Origin of the sequence: Advenella incenata, from assembly GCF_004217095.1 — a bacterium.
GTDB lineage: Bacteria > Pseudomonadota > Gammaproteobacteria > Burkholderiales > Burkholderiaceae_B > Advenella > Advenella incenata.
On the sequence record NZ_SHKO01000005.1, the window covers coordinates 270,824 to 285,098 of the forward strand.

Annotated in this window: 14 protein-coding genes; 7 read left to right on the forward strand and 7 right to left on the reverse strand. The window is 52.8% G+C overall.

Annotation, left to right across the window (positions count from 1 at the left end; all coding sequences use genetic code 11):
- Positions 1 to 196: 196 nt before the first annotated feature.
- The 6 genes from EV681_RS21775 to EV681_RS21800 form a co-directional block, all read right to left on the reverse strand.
- The gene (locus EV681_RS21775; protein ID WP_128396740.1) at positions 197 to 973 is read right to left on the reverse strand and encodes a molybdopterin-binding protein; all 777 of its coding nucleotides are present in this window, start codon (positions 971 to 973) and stop codon (positions 197 to 199) included.
- Positions 970 to 1,836 (reverse strand): cytochrome b/b6 domain-containing protein, encoded by an 867-nt coding sequence (locus tag EV681_RS21780; protein WP_130305224.1) that lies wholly within the window; start codon positions 1,834 to 1,836, stop codon positions 970 to 972. The genes EV681_RS21775 and EV681_RS21780 overlap by 4 nt, the downstream gene beginning before the upstream one ends.
- Positions 1,837 to 1,854: 18 nt before the next feature.
- The gene (locus tag EV681_RS21785) at positions 1,855 to 2,490 is read right to left on the reverse strand and encodes a hypothetical protein (RefSeq protein WP_128396738.1); all 636 of its coding nucleotides are present in this window, start codon (positions 2,488 to 2,490) and stop codon (positions 1,855 to 1,857) included.
- A gap of 119 nt (positions 2,491 to 2,609) precedes the next feature.
- Positions 2,610 to 3,113: a hypothetical protein gene (locus tag EV681_RS21790; RefSeq protein WP_130305225.1), complete on the reverse strand. Its 504-nt coding sequence runs from the start codon at positions 3,111 to 3,113 to the stop codon at positions 2,610 to 2,612.
- A 225-nt stretch (positions 3,114 to 3,338) separates the two neighbouring features.
- Positions 3,339 to 3,926: a TetR/AcrR family transcriptional regulator gene (locus EV681_RS21795; RefSeq protein WP_128396736.1), complete on the reverse strand. Its 588-nt coding sequence runs from the start codon at positions 3,924 to 3,926 to the stop codon at positions 3,339 to 3,341.
- Positions 3,927 to 4,324: 398 nt separating this feature from the next.
- A complete protein-coding gene (locus EV681_RS21800) occupies positions 4,325 to 5,416 on the reverse strand; it encodes an alkene reductase (protein WP_130305254.1) in 1,092 nt (363 codons plus the stop codon).
- Between the two features lie 458 nt (positions 5,417 to 5,874).
- On the opposite strand from EV681_RS21800, the gene EV681_RS21805 reads away from it, so the two are divergent.
- The 4 genes from EV681_RS21805 to EV681_RS21820 all read left to right on the forward strand — a co-directional run bounded on the left by EV681_RS21805 (position 5,875) and on the right by EV681_RS21820 (position 10,022).
- A complete protein-coding gene (locus EV681_RS21805; protein ID WP_130305226.1) occupies positions 5,875 to 6,735 on the forward strand; it encodes an amidohydrolase family protein in 861 nt (286 codons plus the stop codon).
- A 44-nt stretch (positions 6,736 to 6,779) separates the two neighbouring features.
- Positions 6,780 to 7,742, forward strand: coding sequence for a Bug family tripartite tricarboxylate transporter substrate binding protein (locus EV681_RS21810; protein ID WP_130305227.1), 963 nt, complete (start codon positions 6,780 to 6,782; stop codon positions 7,740 to 7,742).
- Positions 7,743 to 7,948: 206 nt separating this feature from the next.
- Positions 7,949 to 8,905, forward strand: a complete 957-nt coding sequence (locus EV681_RS21815) for a tripartite tricarboxylate transporter substrate binding protein (RefSeq protein ID WP_130305228.1) — start codon at positions 7,949 to 7,951, stop codon at positions 8,903 to 8,905.
- Positions 8,906 to 8,978: 73 nt separating this feature from the next.
- Positions 8,979 to 10,022, forward strand: coding sequence for an amidohydrolase family protein (locus tag EV681_RS21820; RefSeq protein WP_130305229.1), 1,044 nt, complete (start codon positions 8,979 to 8,981; stop codon positions 10,020 to 10,022).
- Between the two features lie 13 nt (positions 10,023 to 10,035).
- Here the strand turns inward: EV681_RS21820 and EV681_RS21825 are convergent, their stop codons facing one another.
- On the reverse strand, positions 10,036 to 11,004 hold the full coding sequence (locus EV681_RS21825; protein ID WP_130305230.1) for a Bug family tripartite tricarboxylate transporter substrate binding protein: 969 nt from the start codon (positions 11,002 to 11,004) through the stop codon (positions 10,036 to 10,038).
- A 475-nt stretch (positions 11,005 to 11,479) separates the two neighbouring features.
- Here EV681_RS21825 and EV681_RS21830 point away from each other — a divergent pair, with 475 nt between their 5' ends.
- The 3 genes from EV681_RS21830 to EV681_RS21840 are packed head-to-tail and all read left to right on the forward strand — an operon-like array spanning position 11,480 to position 14,084.
- Positions 11,480 to 12,163, forward strand: a complete 684-nt coding sequence (locus EV681_RS21830) for an RraA family protein (protein ID WP_128396729.1) — start codon at positions 11,480 to 11,482, stop codon at positions 12,161 to 12,163.
- Positions 12,160 to 13,083, forward strand: coding sequence for an NAD(P)-dependent oxidoreductase (locus EV681_RS21835; protein WP_128396728.1), 924 nt, complete (start codon positions 12,160 to 12,162; stop codon positions 13,081 to 13,083). Before EV681_RS21830 ends, EV681_RS21835 begins: the two co-directional genes overlap by 4 nt.
- 59 nt (positions 13,084 to 13,142) lie before the next feature.
- Positions 13,143 to 14,084, forward strand: coding sequence for an SMP-30/gluconolactonase/LRE family protein (locus tag EV681_RS21840; protein ID WP_128396727.1), 942 nt, complete (start codon positions 13,143 to 13,145; stop codon positions 14,082 to 14,084).
- Positions 14,085 to 14,275: the final 191 nt, after the last annotated feature.

Sequence of the window (14,275 nt, forward strand, 5' to 3'; positions counted from 1 at the left end):
GCCTTCGCAGCCCGGCAAAACGCTTATGCCATGTTTGACATAGTCCGAACCAGCCACGGGAAATATTGACTCCATGGTTATTTCCCAGGGCTTGTCTTCGACACAAAATACGGCTAAGCACCGCTAAGTACACTGATAAAGCACTTTCAGTATCACGCTATTGCCAACAATCAAAATTGAGCATCGCTATATGAATTCAGATGCCCGCATACCATTCGTAGCCACGGTCCTCCCAGTAGCCGCCCCGCCCTCCCCACAGTGTGTCGAACGCGGAGACCACCTCAATGCGCATCAAGTATTTAGCATGCTTATAACCAAGTTGCCTTTCGACACGAAGTCGCAAAGGGGCACCGTGCGCTACCGGCAGAGGCTTGCCATTCATGCCATAGGCAAGAATGGTCTGAGGGTGATACGCATCCATAAGATCGATGCTCTCGTAGTAGCGCCCGCTGCCATCGAAGGTGACTTCCAGCTCGTCTGCGCAATGGAATACCACATAGCGCGCGCCCGGCTTCAACTGCGCCAGATCAAGAATCCGCCCAAGGGGTACGCCCTGCCATTGTCCGATCGCACTCCATCCCTCGACACAGTCGTGTCGGGTGATTTGCGTGCGCGCCGGCAGGCGCTTCAATTGGTCAAGCGACAGGCTAAGCGGCCGATTTACCAGGCCGTCCACCTGCAGGCGCCAATCGACAAAGCCCTGTTCAAGCAGGCGCGCGTACTCTTCGGAATCGGGCAATTGTGTGCCATTGGCACGAAACACCGGCGAAAGATCAGACGTACTATATTCTTGCGCCAGTGTCTTTCGGTCCAGCAGCAGTCGCTGGCTGCCCATGGTCAGTTTCTCGGTCTGGCGTAACACGTGTCCAAAACCGGCGCTTTGCGTCAGACGATCACATCCTGCCAGCATGGAGACGCCAACGCCAGACAACAGACCGGTCAGAATCCGGCGGCGAGAGAACCTCTGCATCATTTTGTATCTCCTGAATGATCGATAACATAACGCCCGCTAATCATCGAGCGAAGGTTATTCCAGAAACCTGACAGGACAACCATCAGTACGTGAACCACTACAAACAGGACAAGCGAGGACGCAGTCAGAAAATGCAGTGTTCGCGCAGAGGGGCGCCCGCCAAACAGATCAGGCAGGAATGGAAAAACCGCGTTTAAACCAGGCGACATCGTCAGTCCTGTCAGGACCATCAGCGGCAGCAATACTAGCGCCACCAGCAGATAGGTCATCTTCTGCAGACTGTTGTAGCGCCGCGCGTGCTCGCCTTTGGCGAAACGAAGGCGCGCATGGTCTACCACTTCTCGCCATACGTGCCGCCACCCCAGTTGATCCCGGTTCGGCAACAGATCCCGGCGAATATGGCCTCGCCATAATCCGTGTGCCAGGTACACAAAACCATTGATGAGCAACAACCAGGCAAAGAGGAAGTGCCAATTTCTGCCCGCCCCCAGGTCGTGGTAGGAAGGAATCGTGAGCCAGGAAGGAAATGCCTTTTCTGTGACCGCATCGCCTTCACGGGAGACGCCAAGAATACCGGTCGTCTCGATGTTCAGCGGGCCAATCTGAAAAAATCCTTTCAGTCTGTCGCCATGCTGTTCAGATCCAATGGCAATAAATGCCTTATCCGAATCAGCACCGTATTGCCCCCAATACAGCCTGGGGTGTGCATTGAAAATTTGTAGCCCGCTCATTAGCAGGACAGAAAAGCACAGTACATTTACCCAATGGGTCATACGGACGACCCCCGAATGCCGCCGCACAGACTGGCGGGAACCTGCAGGTGCACGTGATGCTGGCAGGCGTTTCAGTTTAGGATTATCCATATGAACACTCGTCCCCCATTACATAGGAGGGACGACTCCATCTTTACCCACGATCAGTTGGCCGGCTGACAGGGTACCGTCGGCACCCTTCTGAGCAGGGATGAAAACAACGGTGCCGGGTTTGACATCATCCTGCGTTGCTTGCGCAAGCGTAACAACCGGGGTACCCTCAGGAACAGAAATTTTCTTTTCTTTGCCATGATAGTTAAGCGTGACAACGCTACCATCTACTGATTTGACCGAATCGCCTACCGTGGCGTTGGTCATCGTGCTGTTAGGTTTCAAGTCCCAACCGTAACTGCCCTCTCCCGTCCCTTTGAGCGCAGGCGGGAAAATCAAGACCTCCAGGGCGCCATCACCGCCGGCAGACTTGGGAAGCGATGCGATACCGACAAAATCACCGGACTTGATATCGCTGAAACTGGCTTTTTTTACTGCTGAGGCCATCCAGCCGTCCTTGAGCTTGACATTGATATCCTGACCATCACGTGATTTCACTTGCAACTGGTCACCCGCCAGCGCGACGACGGTGCCTCGTACACGAACCCCCTGTTCAGCCGCACTGGCGGCAGAGGCGGCGGTCAAACCGCCGGTCACAAGCACTGCCGTTGTCAGGCCGGTTGCGAAAAAATGGCGAAGTCGTAAAACAGACATGGTAAATCTCCTTGGCGATAGAAATATCGCACTGTAAATAATGGGCGCATAAGCTAAGAAAAGGACCGAAAGCTGCGCCTTGAAAGCTTTCGAAAGTAAATAGCGAAAAAGGTGTCTGACTAAACGGGACCGGGGCCCCTGTGCTGCGTGCGCGTCCACCAGCTCTGCAACGCGAATCCCACGACAAAGAGAATGGTCCAGGCAGCCAATGCGCCGCGCACCGCCGGGGATTCGGGTCCCGCTGCCAGCGGATGCGCGACAGGCAGGCGTGTCAGGGTTTCATTGATTCCTGGCACCATCAGCAGAAAGAAACTGAATGTGAGACCAAACTGGAATAGATAGGGCCGCAAGCGTCCCAGAAAGGACACTCGCGATACGTATAGCGCGCCGCTCGCGGCCAAAAGTGCCAGGATGCCCAGCGCATGACCGACGTTAAAGCCACCGCTGCTCGATAGCCCAAATGAAGTCAACACGGCCAGCACCAGACCGATGAGATAAATCTTGCCCGCAGGCACTGTGTTGTCAATTTTGCGGTAGCGGGCAAAGCTGTAGACGCCGGCGATGAGCGGGATGAGGCTGATAATGGTATGGCCTGCGCCCAAGGCGGAAATAGGATGAGGCATGAAATGAAAACTCCTAGAAAAGATTGCTTGGGCTTGGTCGGCTTACTACCAACGATGCCAGTCCGATGAATAAACAGATACGGCTGTCAGGCTGCGCGCCGACTTACTTTTGGATCAATCTACTAATAAAAACTGACTAATAAACAGCTGAAAAATAACAACCAACTAGTTGATAGGTTGCTTGGATAAAAAATTATCCACTCATCTGTTCACAATACAAACAGATCAGGTCAATGGGGTCAGTTGGCTGATCGCCGTGCGCGAAACGGCTTCGAATGCCTCGGGGCTTTTCAAGGCCCGTGCCGTCAGCATCGCGCCATGTATGCAGGACATAAAGGTTTGCGCCTCAACAAAAGCGCTATCACGCAAATGAAACTTTCCCTGCGCCACTCCTGTCTCCAGCACGGCTTGCAGCCAGGCGGTCAGGTCTTCAAAATACCGCTGAACCTCGATGGCAACCTCTCGCGGGAGCATGGGCAATTCTGCGCCCAGCATGGCGCAGATGCATATAGGCAATTGACCGTCACGAATACAACCGGCCCAGTAATCAGTGTAGGCCTTCAGGCGCGCCGGCGCATCACTGACATGCTGATCAAGAGCGGCCAGCCCTTCCCGTGACTGTTCGCGGTGCCGCAGGACAACCGCATGCACCAGATCGGCCTTGCTCGGGAAGTGATGATGGATGCTGGCTTTACCGATATGCACGCGCTCGGAGATATCGGCATAGCTAAAGCCGTTGTAGCCGCCTGCGGCGATCAACTGCTTCGTGTGCTCGATAATTTCAATTGCCCTGGGGGAAAGTTCTACACTCATAATGAATTCTATTAAGTTGGCGTCCAGACATATACTGACTGCAGGACACTAAAATCGTTTCTCAGCGATGACGTTAAAACCATTCTACTAGTTGGTTGGTTGTATGTCAAGCATGCACCCAATTAATTGCCAGTCAGCCTGCCCCGGGGTTGGCCGGATCATTCCCGCCCCTGGCTTCAAGACTCAACGGCGCGCACGCGCACCGGTGTGACGACGGCGCAACGTGGACCGTCCGCCATCACCGCTGGCTCTTCCAGAGAAGCGAAGACTGCTTTGATCGCTGCTTCGTCTCGGACGACACATTCACAAGGAGCGCTCTGATACCCGAGAGATAATGCCAAAACGCCGGCTTAAGCATTCGCTCAAGCCGGCTGCGGTGAGCTGGCAACAAAGGAAAGTTACGCGTCAGCCGAGGCGAGCGCAGGATAGTCGATGTAACCCTTCGCACCGCCACCATATAGCGTGGCCTGATCCAGGTCCGCCAGTGGCGCGCCCGCTTTCAGGCGTTCGACCAGATCAGGGTTGGCAATGAATGGGCGGCCGAAGGCAAACAGATCGGCTTTACCCTCTTCGAGCCGGGCGTTCGCCAGTTCCAGATCGTAGCCGTTGTTAGCCATGTAGGTGTTCCTGAACTGTCGGCGTAAAGCGTCGAAGTCGAACGGTGCCACGTCGCGCGCGCCGCCCGTCGCCCCTTCAACGACGTGCAGATACACCAATTCCAGCGCATCGAGCTGTGCCACGAGGTAGTCGAATTGCGCCTGCGGATCGCTGCTGGAAATGCCATTGGCTGGCGAGACCGGAGAGATGCGAATGCCGGTGCGCTCCGCGCCGACTTCCTTGACAACGGCCGCTGCAACCTCCAGGGTCAAACGCGCGCGATTTTCAACTGAGCCGCCGTAGGCGTCTTCACGCACATTGGAACCGTCCTTGAGGAACTGATCCAGCAGATAGCCGTTGGCGGCGTGAATCTCTACGCCGTCAAAGCCGGCGGCAATCGCGTTGGCCGCAGCCTTGCGAAAGTCATCAACAATACCCGGCAGTTCGTCCAGACCCAGCGCACGCGGTTCAGAAACAGGCACGAATTCGTTGTTCACGAAGGTCTTTGTCTCGGCGCGAATGGCAGAGGGCGCGACCGGCGCAGCACCGTTCTCCTGAAGTGCCACGTGCGATATCCGTCCAACGTGCCACAGTTGCAGGAAGATGCGCCCGCCCTTGGCATGAACCGCATCAGTGACCTGCCGCCAGCCGTCAATCTGCGCCTGTGTGTAAATACCAGGAGTGTCCTGATATCCCTGGCCCTGCTGCGAGATTTGGGTGGCTTCAGCGATCAGCAATCCGGCCGAAGCACGCTGGCTGTAATAGGTGGGAGCCAGTTCGCTGGGCACGAATCCCGCCCGCGCGCGGTTGCGTGTCAGCGGCGCCAGCACGATGCGGTTTGAGAGTGTCAGCGAGCCCAGCGCATAGGGCTCGAACAACGATTTCTGAGTCATGTTTTCGGTTTTCCAATTGGGTTGATGGATTTCTAAGATGTTCTGGACAGACATGGTGATGTGGTCTGCCAGGTATTCAATCTCGTTGGGGTGCATACCGCCGGGCCAGCCGATGGGTGGTGCTCATCGTTCAGGCATCAGGAGAATACCAAGGTGATTTATGATGATACCCATAATCTATTTTGTCAAATCTTTGGTTATAACTCAAATGTATGTAGGAATCAAAACAGCACCCTAGACCCAGGAAAATCGAGCCCTTCCAGGCTGTTGTTGAAAAAGACAGTAGCCACAATTTACGCCATCGATTGAAATTTCATTGTCCAGAATAAATGTCGTCTGATGGAACGCTATTGCGTATGACATACCGCGCAAATAGAATTCGCAATAACAAGGCAAGCCTACTGTCCCGTCACGGTACCCAAAAAAAATTCCAATAACAGGAAACACTCTTCATTGCCATGACTCATGTTACGAAACCAATGCACCATCCCGGCATTCGGATACCGGCAAAAGCTTGCGATTGTCACATACATTTCTACGACGATCGCTTCCCCGCATCGCCTGATGCCAAGCTGCGGCCATCGAACGCATCCATCTCTCAATACATAAAACTGCAGTCTTATATTGGAATGGAACGGGCTGTACTGGTTACCCCTTCCACCTATGGCACGGATAACCGATGCATGCTGGAGGGATTGCAAGCCATGGGAGATCGGGCCAGAGGCGTAGCAGTTATAGATGGTAGCGAGGATGATGCGCACTTGGCCATGTTGCACGAAGCCGGGGTAAGGGGCGTGCGGTTGAACTTGTCTTTGGGTGTCGTGGGAAAAATAGAATGGCTGAACATGCTGTCCCAGCGGATCGCACCGCTTGGCTGGCATATACAAATCCTGATGGCGCCTGATCAATTAGCACAACATGAAGTAGCCTTGCATCACCTTCCGGTTCAAATAGTCTTTGACCACTTTGCGCGAATCAGCCCAGCCATGGCCTATAAGCACCCTGCTCATCGCATCGTTCTTGATCTATTGCGGGAACGCAAAGCATGGGTAAAAGTCTCGGGCGGCTATATCGTGAGCGATGAGCACGATGCAGAAGACCCGAATTTAAATGTGCTTGCGCGAAGCTTTATTGCGGCCGCCAGCGATCGCGTTATCTGGGGAAGTGACTGGCCTCACGCTACCGCCATGGCCGGCCACCACTCCATGCCCGACGACGCAACCCAAGTCGAGCGTCTATGTGTCTGGGCTAATAACGAAGCCACTCTTTATCGAATACTAGTCTCAAATCCGGGCGTACTTTATGGATTTCCCGATTAACTCATTCTTGGCATATGATGAACAACACGAAAGATATAAGACCGATGACCCGCCGCACATTCGTCGCAGGCAGCCTGTTGATGGCCACGGGTATTGTCCAGGCCTCGAATACCTGGCCGGACAACAAACCAATGACCTGGGTTGTGCCTTACCCGCCCGGTGGAAGCACAGATGTGCTGGCTCGCAATATAGCCCGCCTCATAGACAAAGCGCTGGATACCCGCGTTATTGTAGAGAATCGCCCCGGCGCGACGGGTACGATAGGCGCTGCTCGCGTTGCACGCGCCGACCCTAACGGATTGACGCTGCTTGGCACCTCGATCGGCCCGCAAGCCATTGCACCGCATATTATTAAAAATTTACCCTATGATCCTATAGCGGATTTCGCCCCAGTCATTATGTTGGGCACCATTCCTCACGTTCTGGTCGTCGGCGCGAAACAACCCTATCGTACCGTGCAGGACTTGGTACAAGCAGCAAGCAAAGCACCAGGAACGTTGGCCTATGCTTCAGGTGGCACAGGCACGATTCTTCACATGCAAGGAGAATTATTGCAGATACAAAGTGGTGCCAAATTCATCCACGTTCCCTATAAAGGTGATTCACCCGCGCTACAAGACACGTTGGGAGGACAAGTCCAATTTATGTTTGCGCCGGTTGCCGCAGCCATTCCTCACATCAAAAATGGAGCTTTGCGTCCCCTGGCCGTGACATCATCAAAGCAGCTGGCTTCGTTGCCGGACATACCCACCATGGAACACGAAGGCTTCGATGATTTCGTGGTTGAGCAATGGCAAGCGGTTTTTGTGCCGGCAGCCACTCCCCCTGAAATCATATCCCGGCTCAATTCGGCAATTTCAGCCGGGCTTGGAGCACCGAATGTGATAGACCTGGCCAGCCAGTTAGGCATCACCCTTGTAGCAGGTTCTCCTCAAGAACTCGACCAGGTACGTAAATCCGATTTTATAAAATGGGGCAAAGTCATCCAACAGGCAAATATCAAATAATGAGGCCGCTACCAAAGCTGAAAAAACGGAAAACCCTGACGCAGTAGCAATTCTATTGCACAGCATGCGTTTCACTTAACAAAACGTTATTGCTTTGTCTGAAACGCCATTGGACAATGCACTCGAAAAAACATAAACACCTGCTGGCTTTCCCTGCGTCGTGACGCCAGGGCAAATGAAAACCATATCCCACGAGGAGACTAACCATGAAATGCCTAGTTTTCGGCGTAGCCCTGGCTACGTCAACCATCCCCTGCCTTGCTTTAGCAGCCTATCCTGATCGTCCGATCAGCCTGGTCGTACCCTACGCACCGGGCGGAACAGCGGACGCCCTGGCCCGGGTCATCGCGCAGCATCTTGGTAAAAGGCTTAACCAGAGCGTTGTTGTTGAAAACAAATCCGGCGCCAGCGGGATTATTGGCCAATCCTATGTCGCCCGCGCCAAAGCTGACGGGTATACACTGTTGTATGACGCAACACCTCTGGCCATTAATCCCGCCATCAATAAACTGAATTTTGACCCAGCGAACGACTTACTACCGATTAGCATGATATCGGTAACGCCTAATATACTGGTGGTGCCGAAAAACTCCAAATTCAAGAACGTGCAGGATGTGCTCAATCAGGCAAAAACCAATCCCGGTAAACTGACCTTCGCCTCTGGCGGTACAGGCACTATCCAGTTTATGGCCGGCGAGCTATTTCGGCAGGGATGGAATATCGATATGCTGCATGTGCCATTCAAAAGCGGCGGTCCCGCCATCACAGCAACACTAGGCGGACAAGTAGATATGATGTTCGCCAATGTTTCATCAACGTTGCCACTAGTCAAAGGTGAACAGCTAAAGGCATTGACCATCACCTCGCGCAAGCGCAACGCATTGCTGCCCGACGTTCCCACCCTGGCGGAATCTGGATTGCCAGACTACGAGGCATATGAATGGAATGGTATTCTTGCACCCAAGGGCACACCAGACGACATCGCTGCCAAGCTCGAGACTTCAATACAGGAAGTCATGAAAGAGCCCGCGGTGAAGGAAAAATTCAGTTCGCTGGGCGTCGATATCGTGGCATCAAGCCAAGCTGATTTCAAGAAGTTTCTTGCTGCCGAATTCTCGAAATGGGCAGACGTGGTACGTAAAAGCAAGCCTGCAGCCAAGTGAGTTGAAGATGGATACGCTACCGTGCCCGCTGCTGCCAACATAAAAGAAGGACCTATCAGGTGAATTTGCCGTCATGACTGCCAAAAGCACTTTAATTTCACCGCATATTCCCATACGCCCGGATTGGTTGGCCACACGCAAGGAGGAGATATTGTGGCCGGCCTTGCCGATTATCGACCCGCACCACCATCTTTGGCATAGACCGTCGTCTAAGTACATGCAGGAAGAACTCGACCGTGATCTGACCAGTGGCCACAACGTAGTTGCCACGGTTTTCGTGCAGTCGCGCAGCATGTACCGGTTAGAGGAAAAGCCGCATTTGCAACCGGTGGGAGAGGTGGAATTCGCCAATGGCGTGGCTGCTTGCTATGCTAGCGGAATCTACGAAAATCGTAGAGGGTGCGCAGGGATTGTAGCCGGCGCCGATCTATGTCTGGATGGCGAACTTGAGCAGGTGCTCGAGCAAATGATCCAGTCTGGCGGACAGCGGTTAAAAGGAATTCGCAATTCGACCGCCTGGCATGATCATCCTGCCGTTCGAAGTAATCCAATCCAACCACCTGCTGGACTACTGCAAGATGCCAAATTCCAGAGCGGTGCCCGACGGTTGCAAAAACATGGTCTCAGCCTGGATATTTGGGCCTATCATACGCAATTGGACGAAGTCTATAACCTGGCTAAAGCGTGCCCAGAAACGGTTATCATCATCGATCATTTGGGTGGACCGCTAGGCGTTGGACCATACGCTAACATCGGCAAAGAAGTCTACCAAGACTGGCGATCCCAAATGAGTCGTCTGGCCAATGTACCAAATGTTCATGTAAAACTAGGCGGTTTCGGACTCAAAGTCATGGGGTATCGCTATCATGAGCTTGCCCAAGCGCCCTGCTCAGACTTGCTTGCCAAGCAGTGGCGTCCCTATGTGGAAACATTGATTGACATGTTTGGGTCCGAACGTTGCATGTTCGAAAGCAATTTTCCGGTCGATAAGGGCATGTATTCCTATCATGTCATGTGGAATGCATTCAAGAAAATATGTCGTTCGTATTCGCCCGAAGAAATAGGCAATCTATTTCACGGCACGGCCAAGCGTATTTACCGGCTCAGCCTGCCATAAGCCTTTCTTAATGTTACTGTTTTATTCCGATATTTTTTGACAGTTCGGTGTACGTGTGCACGTCATTCTTTATTTTGGCTGCAAATTCAGCACCACAACTAGCATCTGGCTCTAGCCCAAGTGCTTTCAGGTTTTTTTGTGCAGTTTTATCTACACGATAGGCTTTTACATATTCCTCAAGAGTAGCGATGGCGTCCGCCGGCGTGCCGACTGGCGCCAAAAATCCATACCAGGCGTCTGCAGAATAGCCTTTTATCCCAGCCTCCGAAAATGTAGGTACATCCGGCAAAGACGGCAGGCGGTCTTCGGAAGCGACGGCAAGAATCTTGAGTTTATCGGAAGTCGCCTGCGGCAGGACCGACGCCAGGGTCGCAAAAGACATGTCCACCTGGCCTCCCATCACGGCTGTGATCGCCGGCGCCGCTCCGTTATAAGGTACATGATTGAGTCGGACTTGAGCTATTTTTTCAAATAGCGCGGTGGCAAAATGCCCCGAACTACCAACTCCGGCCGATGCAGCCAGAAACGTCCCGGGCTCCTTCTTCATTCTATCGAGCAACTGCGCGAAGTTTTTCACATTCAGCCCAGCGCTGACGACAAGTACCGTAGGACTTTTCGCGAATGAACAAATGGGCGTGAAGGATTTTTCCACATCGAAATTTACCTTGTCGCCATACAAAGCGGGGATCATCGTGTGATTCGTTGCCGCTCCCAGTAAGGTGTAGCCATCTGGTTTGGCCTGGCTGACATGCCTGGTCGCTATGGTCGAATTGGCGCCTGGCTTGTTATCGACAATCATGTCTTTACCAGTATGAATGCCGACAAAATGAGCGAAAGCACGCCCAATGACGTCAGTCGGCCCACCTGCAGTAAATCCGACAACGATACGTATTGGCTTGTTCGGATAGGTCGCATTGTTCTCACTAGCGTGCGCGTGCATGGCTATGGACGCGAGCAAAATGCTGGAAATTAAAGTCCTCATTGTCCACTCCTGTATAGGTTCCCCGCTGTTGCGAAGTCATTTTTGATTGCGACAAATGATAGGGCCCGATTTCATTCTGCACAATAGCATTGCTTTGTGCGCAACCAGGTTCATTGTGCGACACGCAATCTTTCCTAACAATCAGTGACACCCGATCGCAAAGCAGCCAGGCATAAGCCCGCTGCTATCGGCTCCAAGCGAAGTATCCGACTACCTGCCAGCAGTATCAGCGTAGCAGCACCGACACCATTCATTCATACGTTTCATATATCAACACAAATGCCATGGAATGAAACGCTATTGCTGTGTTTGAAACCATGGGACACAATCGACGCCATCAAGTATTACACGGTCCCGGCATCGCCTGGCGTAGCACCAAAATATCATACGCACGAGGGTGCATCGCACGACAGCCAGACTGCATGAAAGTCCACTTTTATTTCTCCACTTACGCTTAGACTTATAAGGTAACTGAATGAGCCATTCCCATATTATTAAAGACTTTGAGCGTGTTTCGCCGGATATCGTTGCCAAGGCAGCGAGCTTTCAACCGGCCATCCTGTCGGATGTAAATGGGCGTCGCGGCGCGCTCAACGGTCGCATAAAAGCCTTGCGTCCCCATATGAAACTGGCCGGACCCGCATTTACTGTTGAGGTGCGTCCCGGCGACAACCTGATGATTCATACCGCGTTAGCGCTTGCCAAGCCTGGCGATGTGCTGGTCATCGACGGCAAGGGTGATCAGACTTGCGCCTTGATGGGGACGATCATGATGCATGTGGCAAAAGCGCGCGGACTGGCGGGCGTCATAGTAGACGCTGCAGTACGCGATTCTCTTGACATCGAAGCCATGGACTTCCCGGTTTTCTCCGTGGGCACCAATCCCAACGGCCCGACCAAGGAGGTTGCAGGACGGGTTGGCTATCCTATCTCCTGCGGAGGGGTAACAGTGCGTCCAGGCGATTTCATCACTGCGGATGCAGACGGTGTGATGTGTGTCGAACGAGAATCCATCGCGTCTTTGCTGGAAGCTGCGCAACGCAAAGTCGATGCAGAAGCGAGCCGCATTTCAGGTATTCTAAACGGGCAATTAAACGCATCCTGGTTGACAAAATCGCTGATTACGGCCGGTGTATTGAAGGAAGGCGACACACTGTGAGCGAGTCCAGACCCGTTATTCTCGTTACTGCGGCTGATCTGGCAGACCAGGCAACCGCACTGCTTAAAGACTTTGAGGTCATTTATGCCGGAAAGCAATGCCAGCATGACGAAATGCTGGCGCTGGCAAAAAAAACGAATCCCGTCGGCATCATCGTCAGGTATGGCAGTATCAGCGCCGACATGATGGATGCCGCACCTGCGCTGAAAGTGATTTCCAAGCACGGAAGTGGAACCGATACCATAGACAAAGATGCTGCAACAGTACGCAACATTGCGGTGAAAGCTGCGACCGGTGTAAATGCTGCGGCGGTTGCCGAACAGGCACTTGCCCTGTTGTTGGCTTGCGCCAAATCGGTACCGAAACTCAATGCCAGAATGCATGCCGGCTATTGGGACAAGGCAACGCATAAAAGCATGGAACTGGGCGGACGCACTATCGGTTTGATCGGGTTAGGGGCAATCGGCCAGCGTTTTGCCAAAATGGCTGATGCGCTGGAAATGAGAGTCTTGGGATTCGATCCTTTCGCCAAAGCGCTACCTGCTTATATCCAACCCGTGGATATAGACACGATCCAAAAAGAATGCGACGTGATTTCGTTACATTGTCCACTCACCGCAGATAATAGAAATCTGGTCGATGCCCGCTTCCTGTCCAACTGCAAAACAGGACTGATCTTGATCAATACAGCCCGCGGCGGTCTGATAGACGAAACAGCCCTGTCCGCAGCCTTGCGCAGCGGACAGGTAGCAATGGCAGGCCTCGATAGCTTTGCGGTTGAGCCCTTCAGGGCGCCACATATCTTCCAGGAAAATGAACAACTGATCTTGAGTCCGCATATCGGCGGCGTAACCGGCGCAGCTTATGTAAACATGGGTGTGGCCGCCGCCAATAATGTACTTGAAGTGTTAGCAACCTAGGTTTTAGGGTTTGACTTCGGCAAGCACTTTGCCTGACCACTTATTTTTCTTGAATAATTATGTTTCTTCTCAATCGACCTACCGTGCGGCAATTGGAAATCTTCTCAACCGTGCCCGAGAAATTCCGAAAAAAAAGCCGCACGACCTGGGCAGACGCTAACCAAGGCGGTCGAGAAATAGACAGTTTCCTGGAAGGACCTGTCTTCGATGACGCAGGAAACCTGTATGTTACCGACATCGCCTTTGGTCGCGTTTTTTGCGTCGATCCGAATGGGCAATGGGATCTCGTAGCCCAATGGGACGGCGAACCGAATGGGATGAAGTATATCGCCGGCAAGAAACTGCTTATTACGGACTACAAGAACGGTCTTGTGTTGCTGGACATAGCCAGCGGCCATGTCAAACCCTACTTTTCTCGCAAAAACACAGAAAGCTTCAAGGGCGTCAATGATCTCGCCATTAGCGCTAACGGGGATATCTATTTCACGGATCAAGGCCAGACGGGATTACACGACCCAAGCGGACGGGTTTACCGACTCGATAACACGGGTCGCCTGAATCAATTGTTGTCCAACGTGCCAAGCCCCAACGGAATAGTACTAAGTCCCGACGAAAAATTTCTTTTCGTCGCCGCCACTCGCGGCAATTGCGTGTGGCGCATGCCTCTGCAGACAGACGGTAGCGTATCGAAGGCAGGTCAGTTCTTCACCTCTTATGGCCCCAGTGGGCCCGACGGTCTGGCGATGGATCAACAAGGCAGAGTGCTGGTCGCCAACCCCGGTCTGGCGTACATCTGGGTACTGAATCAGAGAGCTGAACCCGTAGAGATTCTGCGAGGCCCTCCCGGACACTCCCTGACCAATCTGGCATTCGGCGGCAAGGATGGAAAAACATTGTTTGTTACTGACTCTACATCAGGAGATATCCTATGCCTGCAAATGAACGTTGCGGGCGTAAGTTTGCATACCAGCACCCTCCCCAGCTTGTTTGCCGTTCATTAGCGTGTTCAATACTATTTAAACTACTACCGGCCACACTTTTTTAGTTCGAGCATTTGTGAATTCCCAATATATTAGAATCAACGACTTTCAAAAAATTCGTCATTCAGTTTTGAACACATCTGTCATTCAGTTTTGAATTTTCCGTGGTGTTTGTCATTGAGTTTTCATCCGGTTTTAAACTGATTCGTCAG

Excerpts from the sequence above, each read along its gene's own strand:
- EV681_RS21775 (WP_128396740.1), bottom strand. The coding sequence starts at position 973 with ATGATGCAGAGGTTCTCTCGCCGCCGGATTCTGACCGGTCTGTTGTCT.
- EV681_RS21780 (WP_130305224.1), bottom strand. The coding sequence starts at position 1,836 with ATGGATAATCCTAAACTGAAACGCCTGCCAGCATCACGTGCACCTGCA.
- EV681_RS21785 (WP_128396738.1), bottom strand. The coding sequence starts at position 2,490 with ATGTCTGTTTTACGACTTCGCCATTTTTTCGCAACCGGCCTGACAACG.
- EV681_RS21790 (WP_130305225.1), bottom strand. The coding sequence starts at position 3,113 with ATGCCTCATCCTATTTCCGCCTTGGGCGCAGGCCATACCATTATCAGC.
- EV681_RS21795 (WP_128396736.1), bottom strand. The coding sequence starts at position 3,926 with ATGAGTGTAGAACTTTCCCCCAGGGCAATTGAAATTATCGAGCACACG.
- EV681_RS21800 (WP_130305254.1), bottom strand. The coding sequence starts at position 5,416 with ATGACTCAGAAATCGTTGTTCGAGCCCTATGCGCTGGGCTCGCTGACA.
- EV681_RS21805 (WP_130305226.1), top strand. The coding sequence starts at position 5,875 with ATGACTCATGTTACGAAACCAATGCACCATCCCGGCATTCGGATACCG.
- EV681_RS21810 (WP_130305227.1), top strand. The coding sequence starts at position 6,780 with ATGACCCGCCGCACATTCGTCGCAGGCAGCCTGTTGATGGCCACGGGT.
- EV681_RS21815 (WP_130305228.1), top strand. The coding sequence starts at position 7,949 with ATGAAATGCCTAGTTTTCGGCGTAGCCCTGGCTACGTCAACCATCCCC.
- EV681_RS21820 (WP_130305229.1), top strand. The coding sequence starts at position 8,979 with ATGACTGCCAAAAGCACTTTAATTTCACCGCATATTCCCATACGCCCG.
- EV681_RS21825 (WP_130305230.1), bottom strand. The coding sequence starts at position 11,004 with ATGAGGACTTTAATTTCCAGCATTTTGCTCGCGTCCATAGCCATGCAC.
- EV681_RS21830 (WP_128396729.1), top strand. The coding sequence starts at position 11,480 with ATGAGCCATTCCCATATTATTAAAGACTTTGAGCGTGTTTCGCCGGAT.
- EV681_RS21840 (WP_128396727.1), top strand. The coding sequence starts at position 13,143 with ATGTTTCTTCTCAATCGACCTACCGTGCGGCAATTGGAAATCTTCTCA.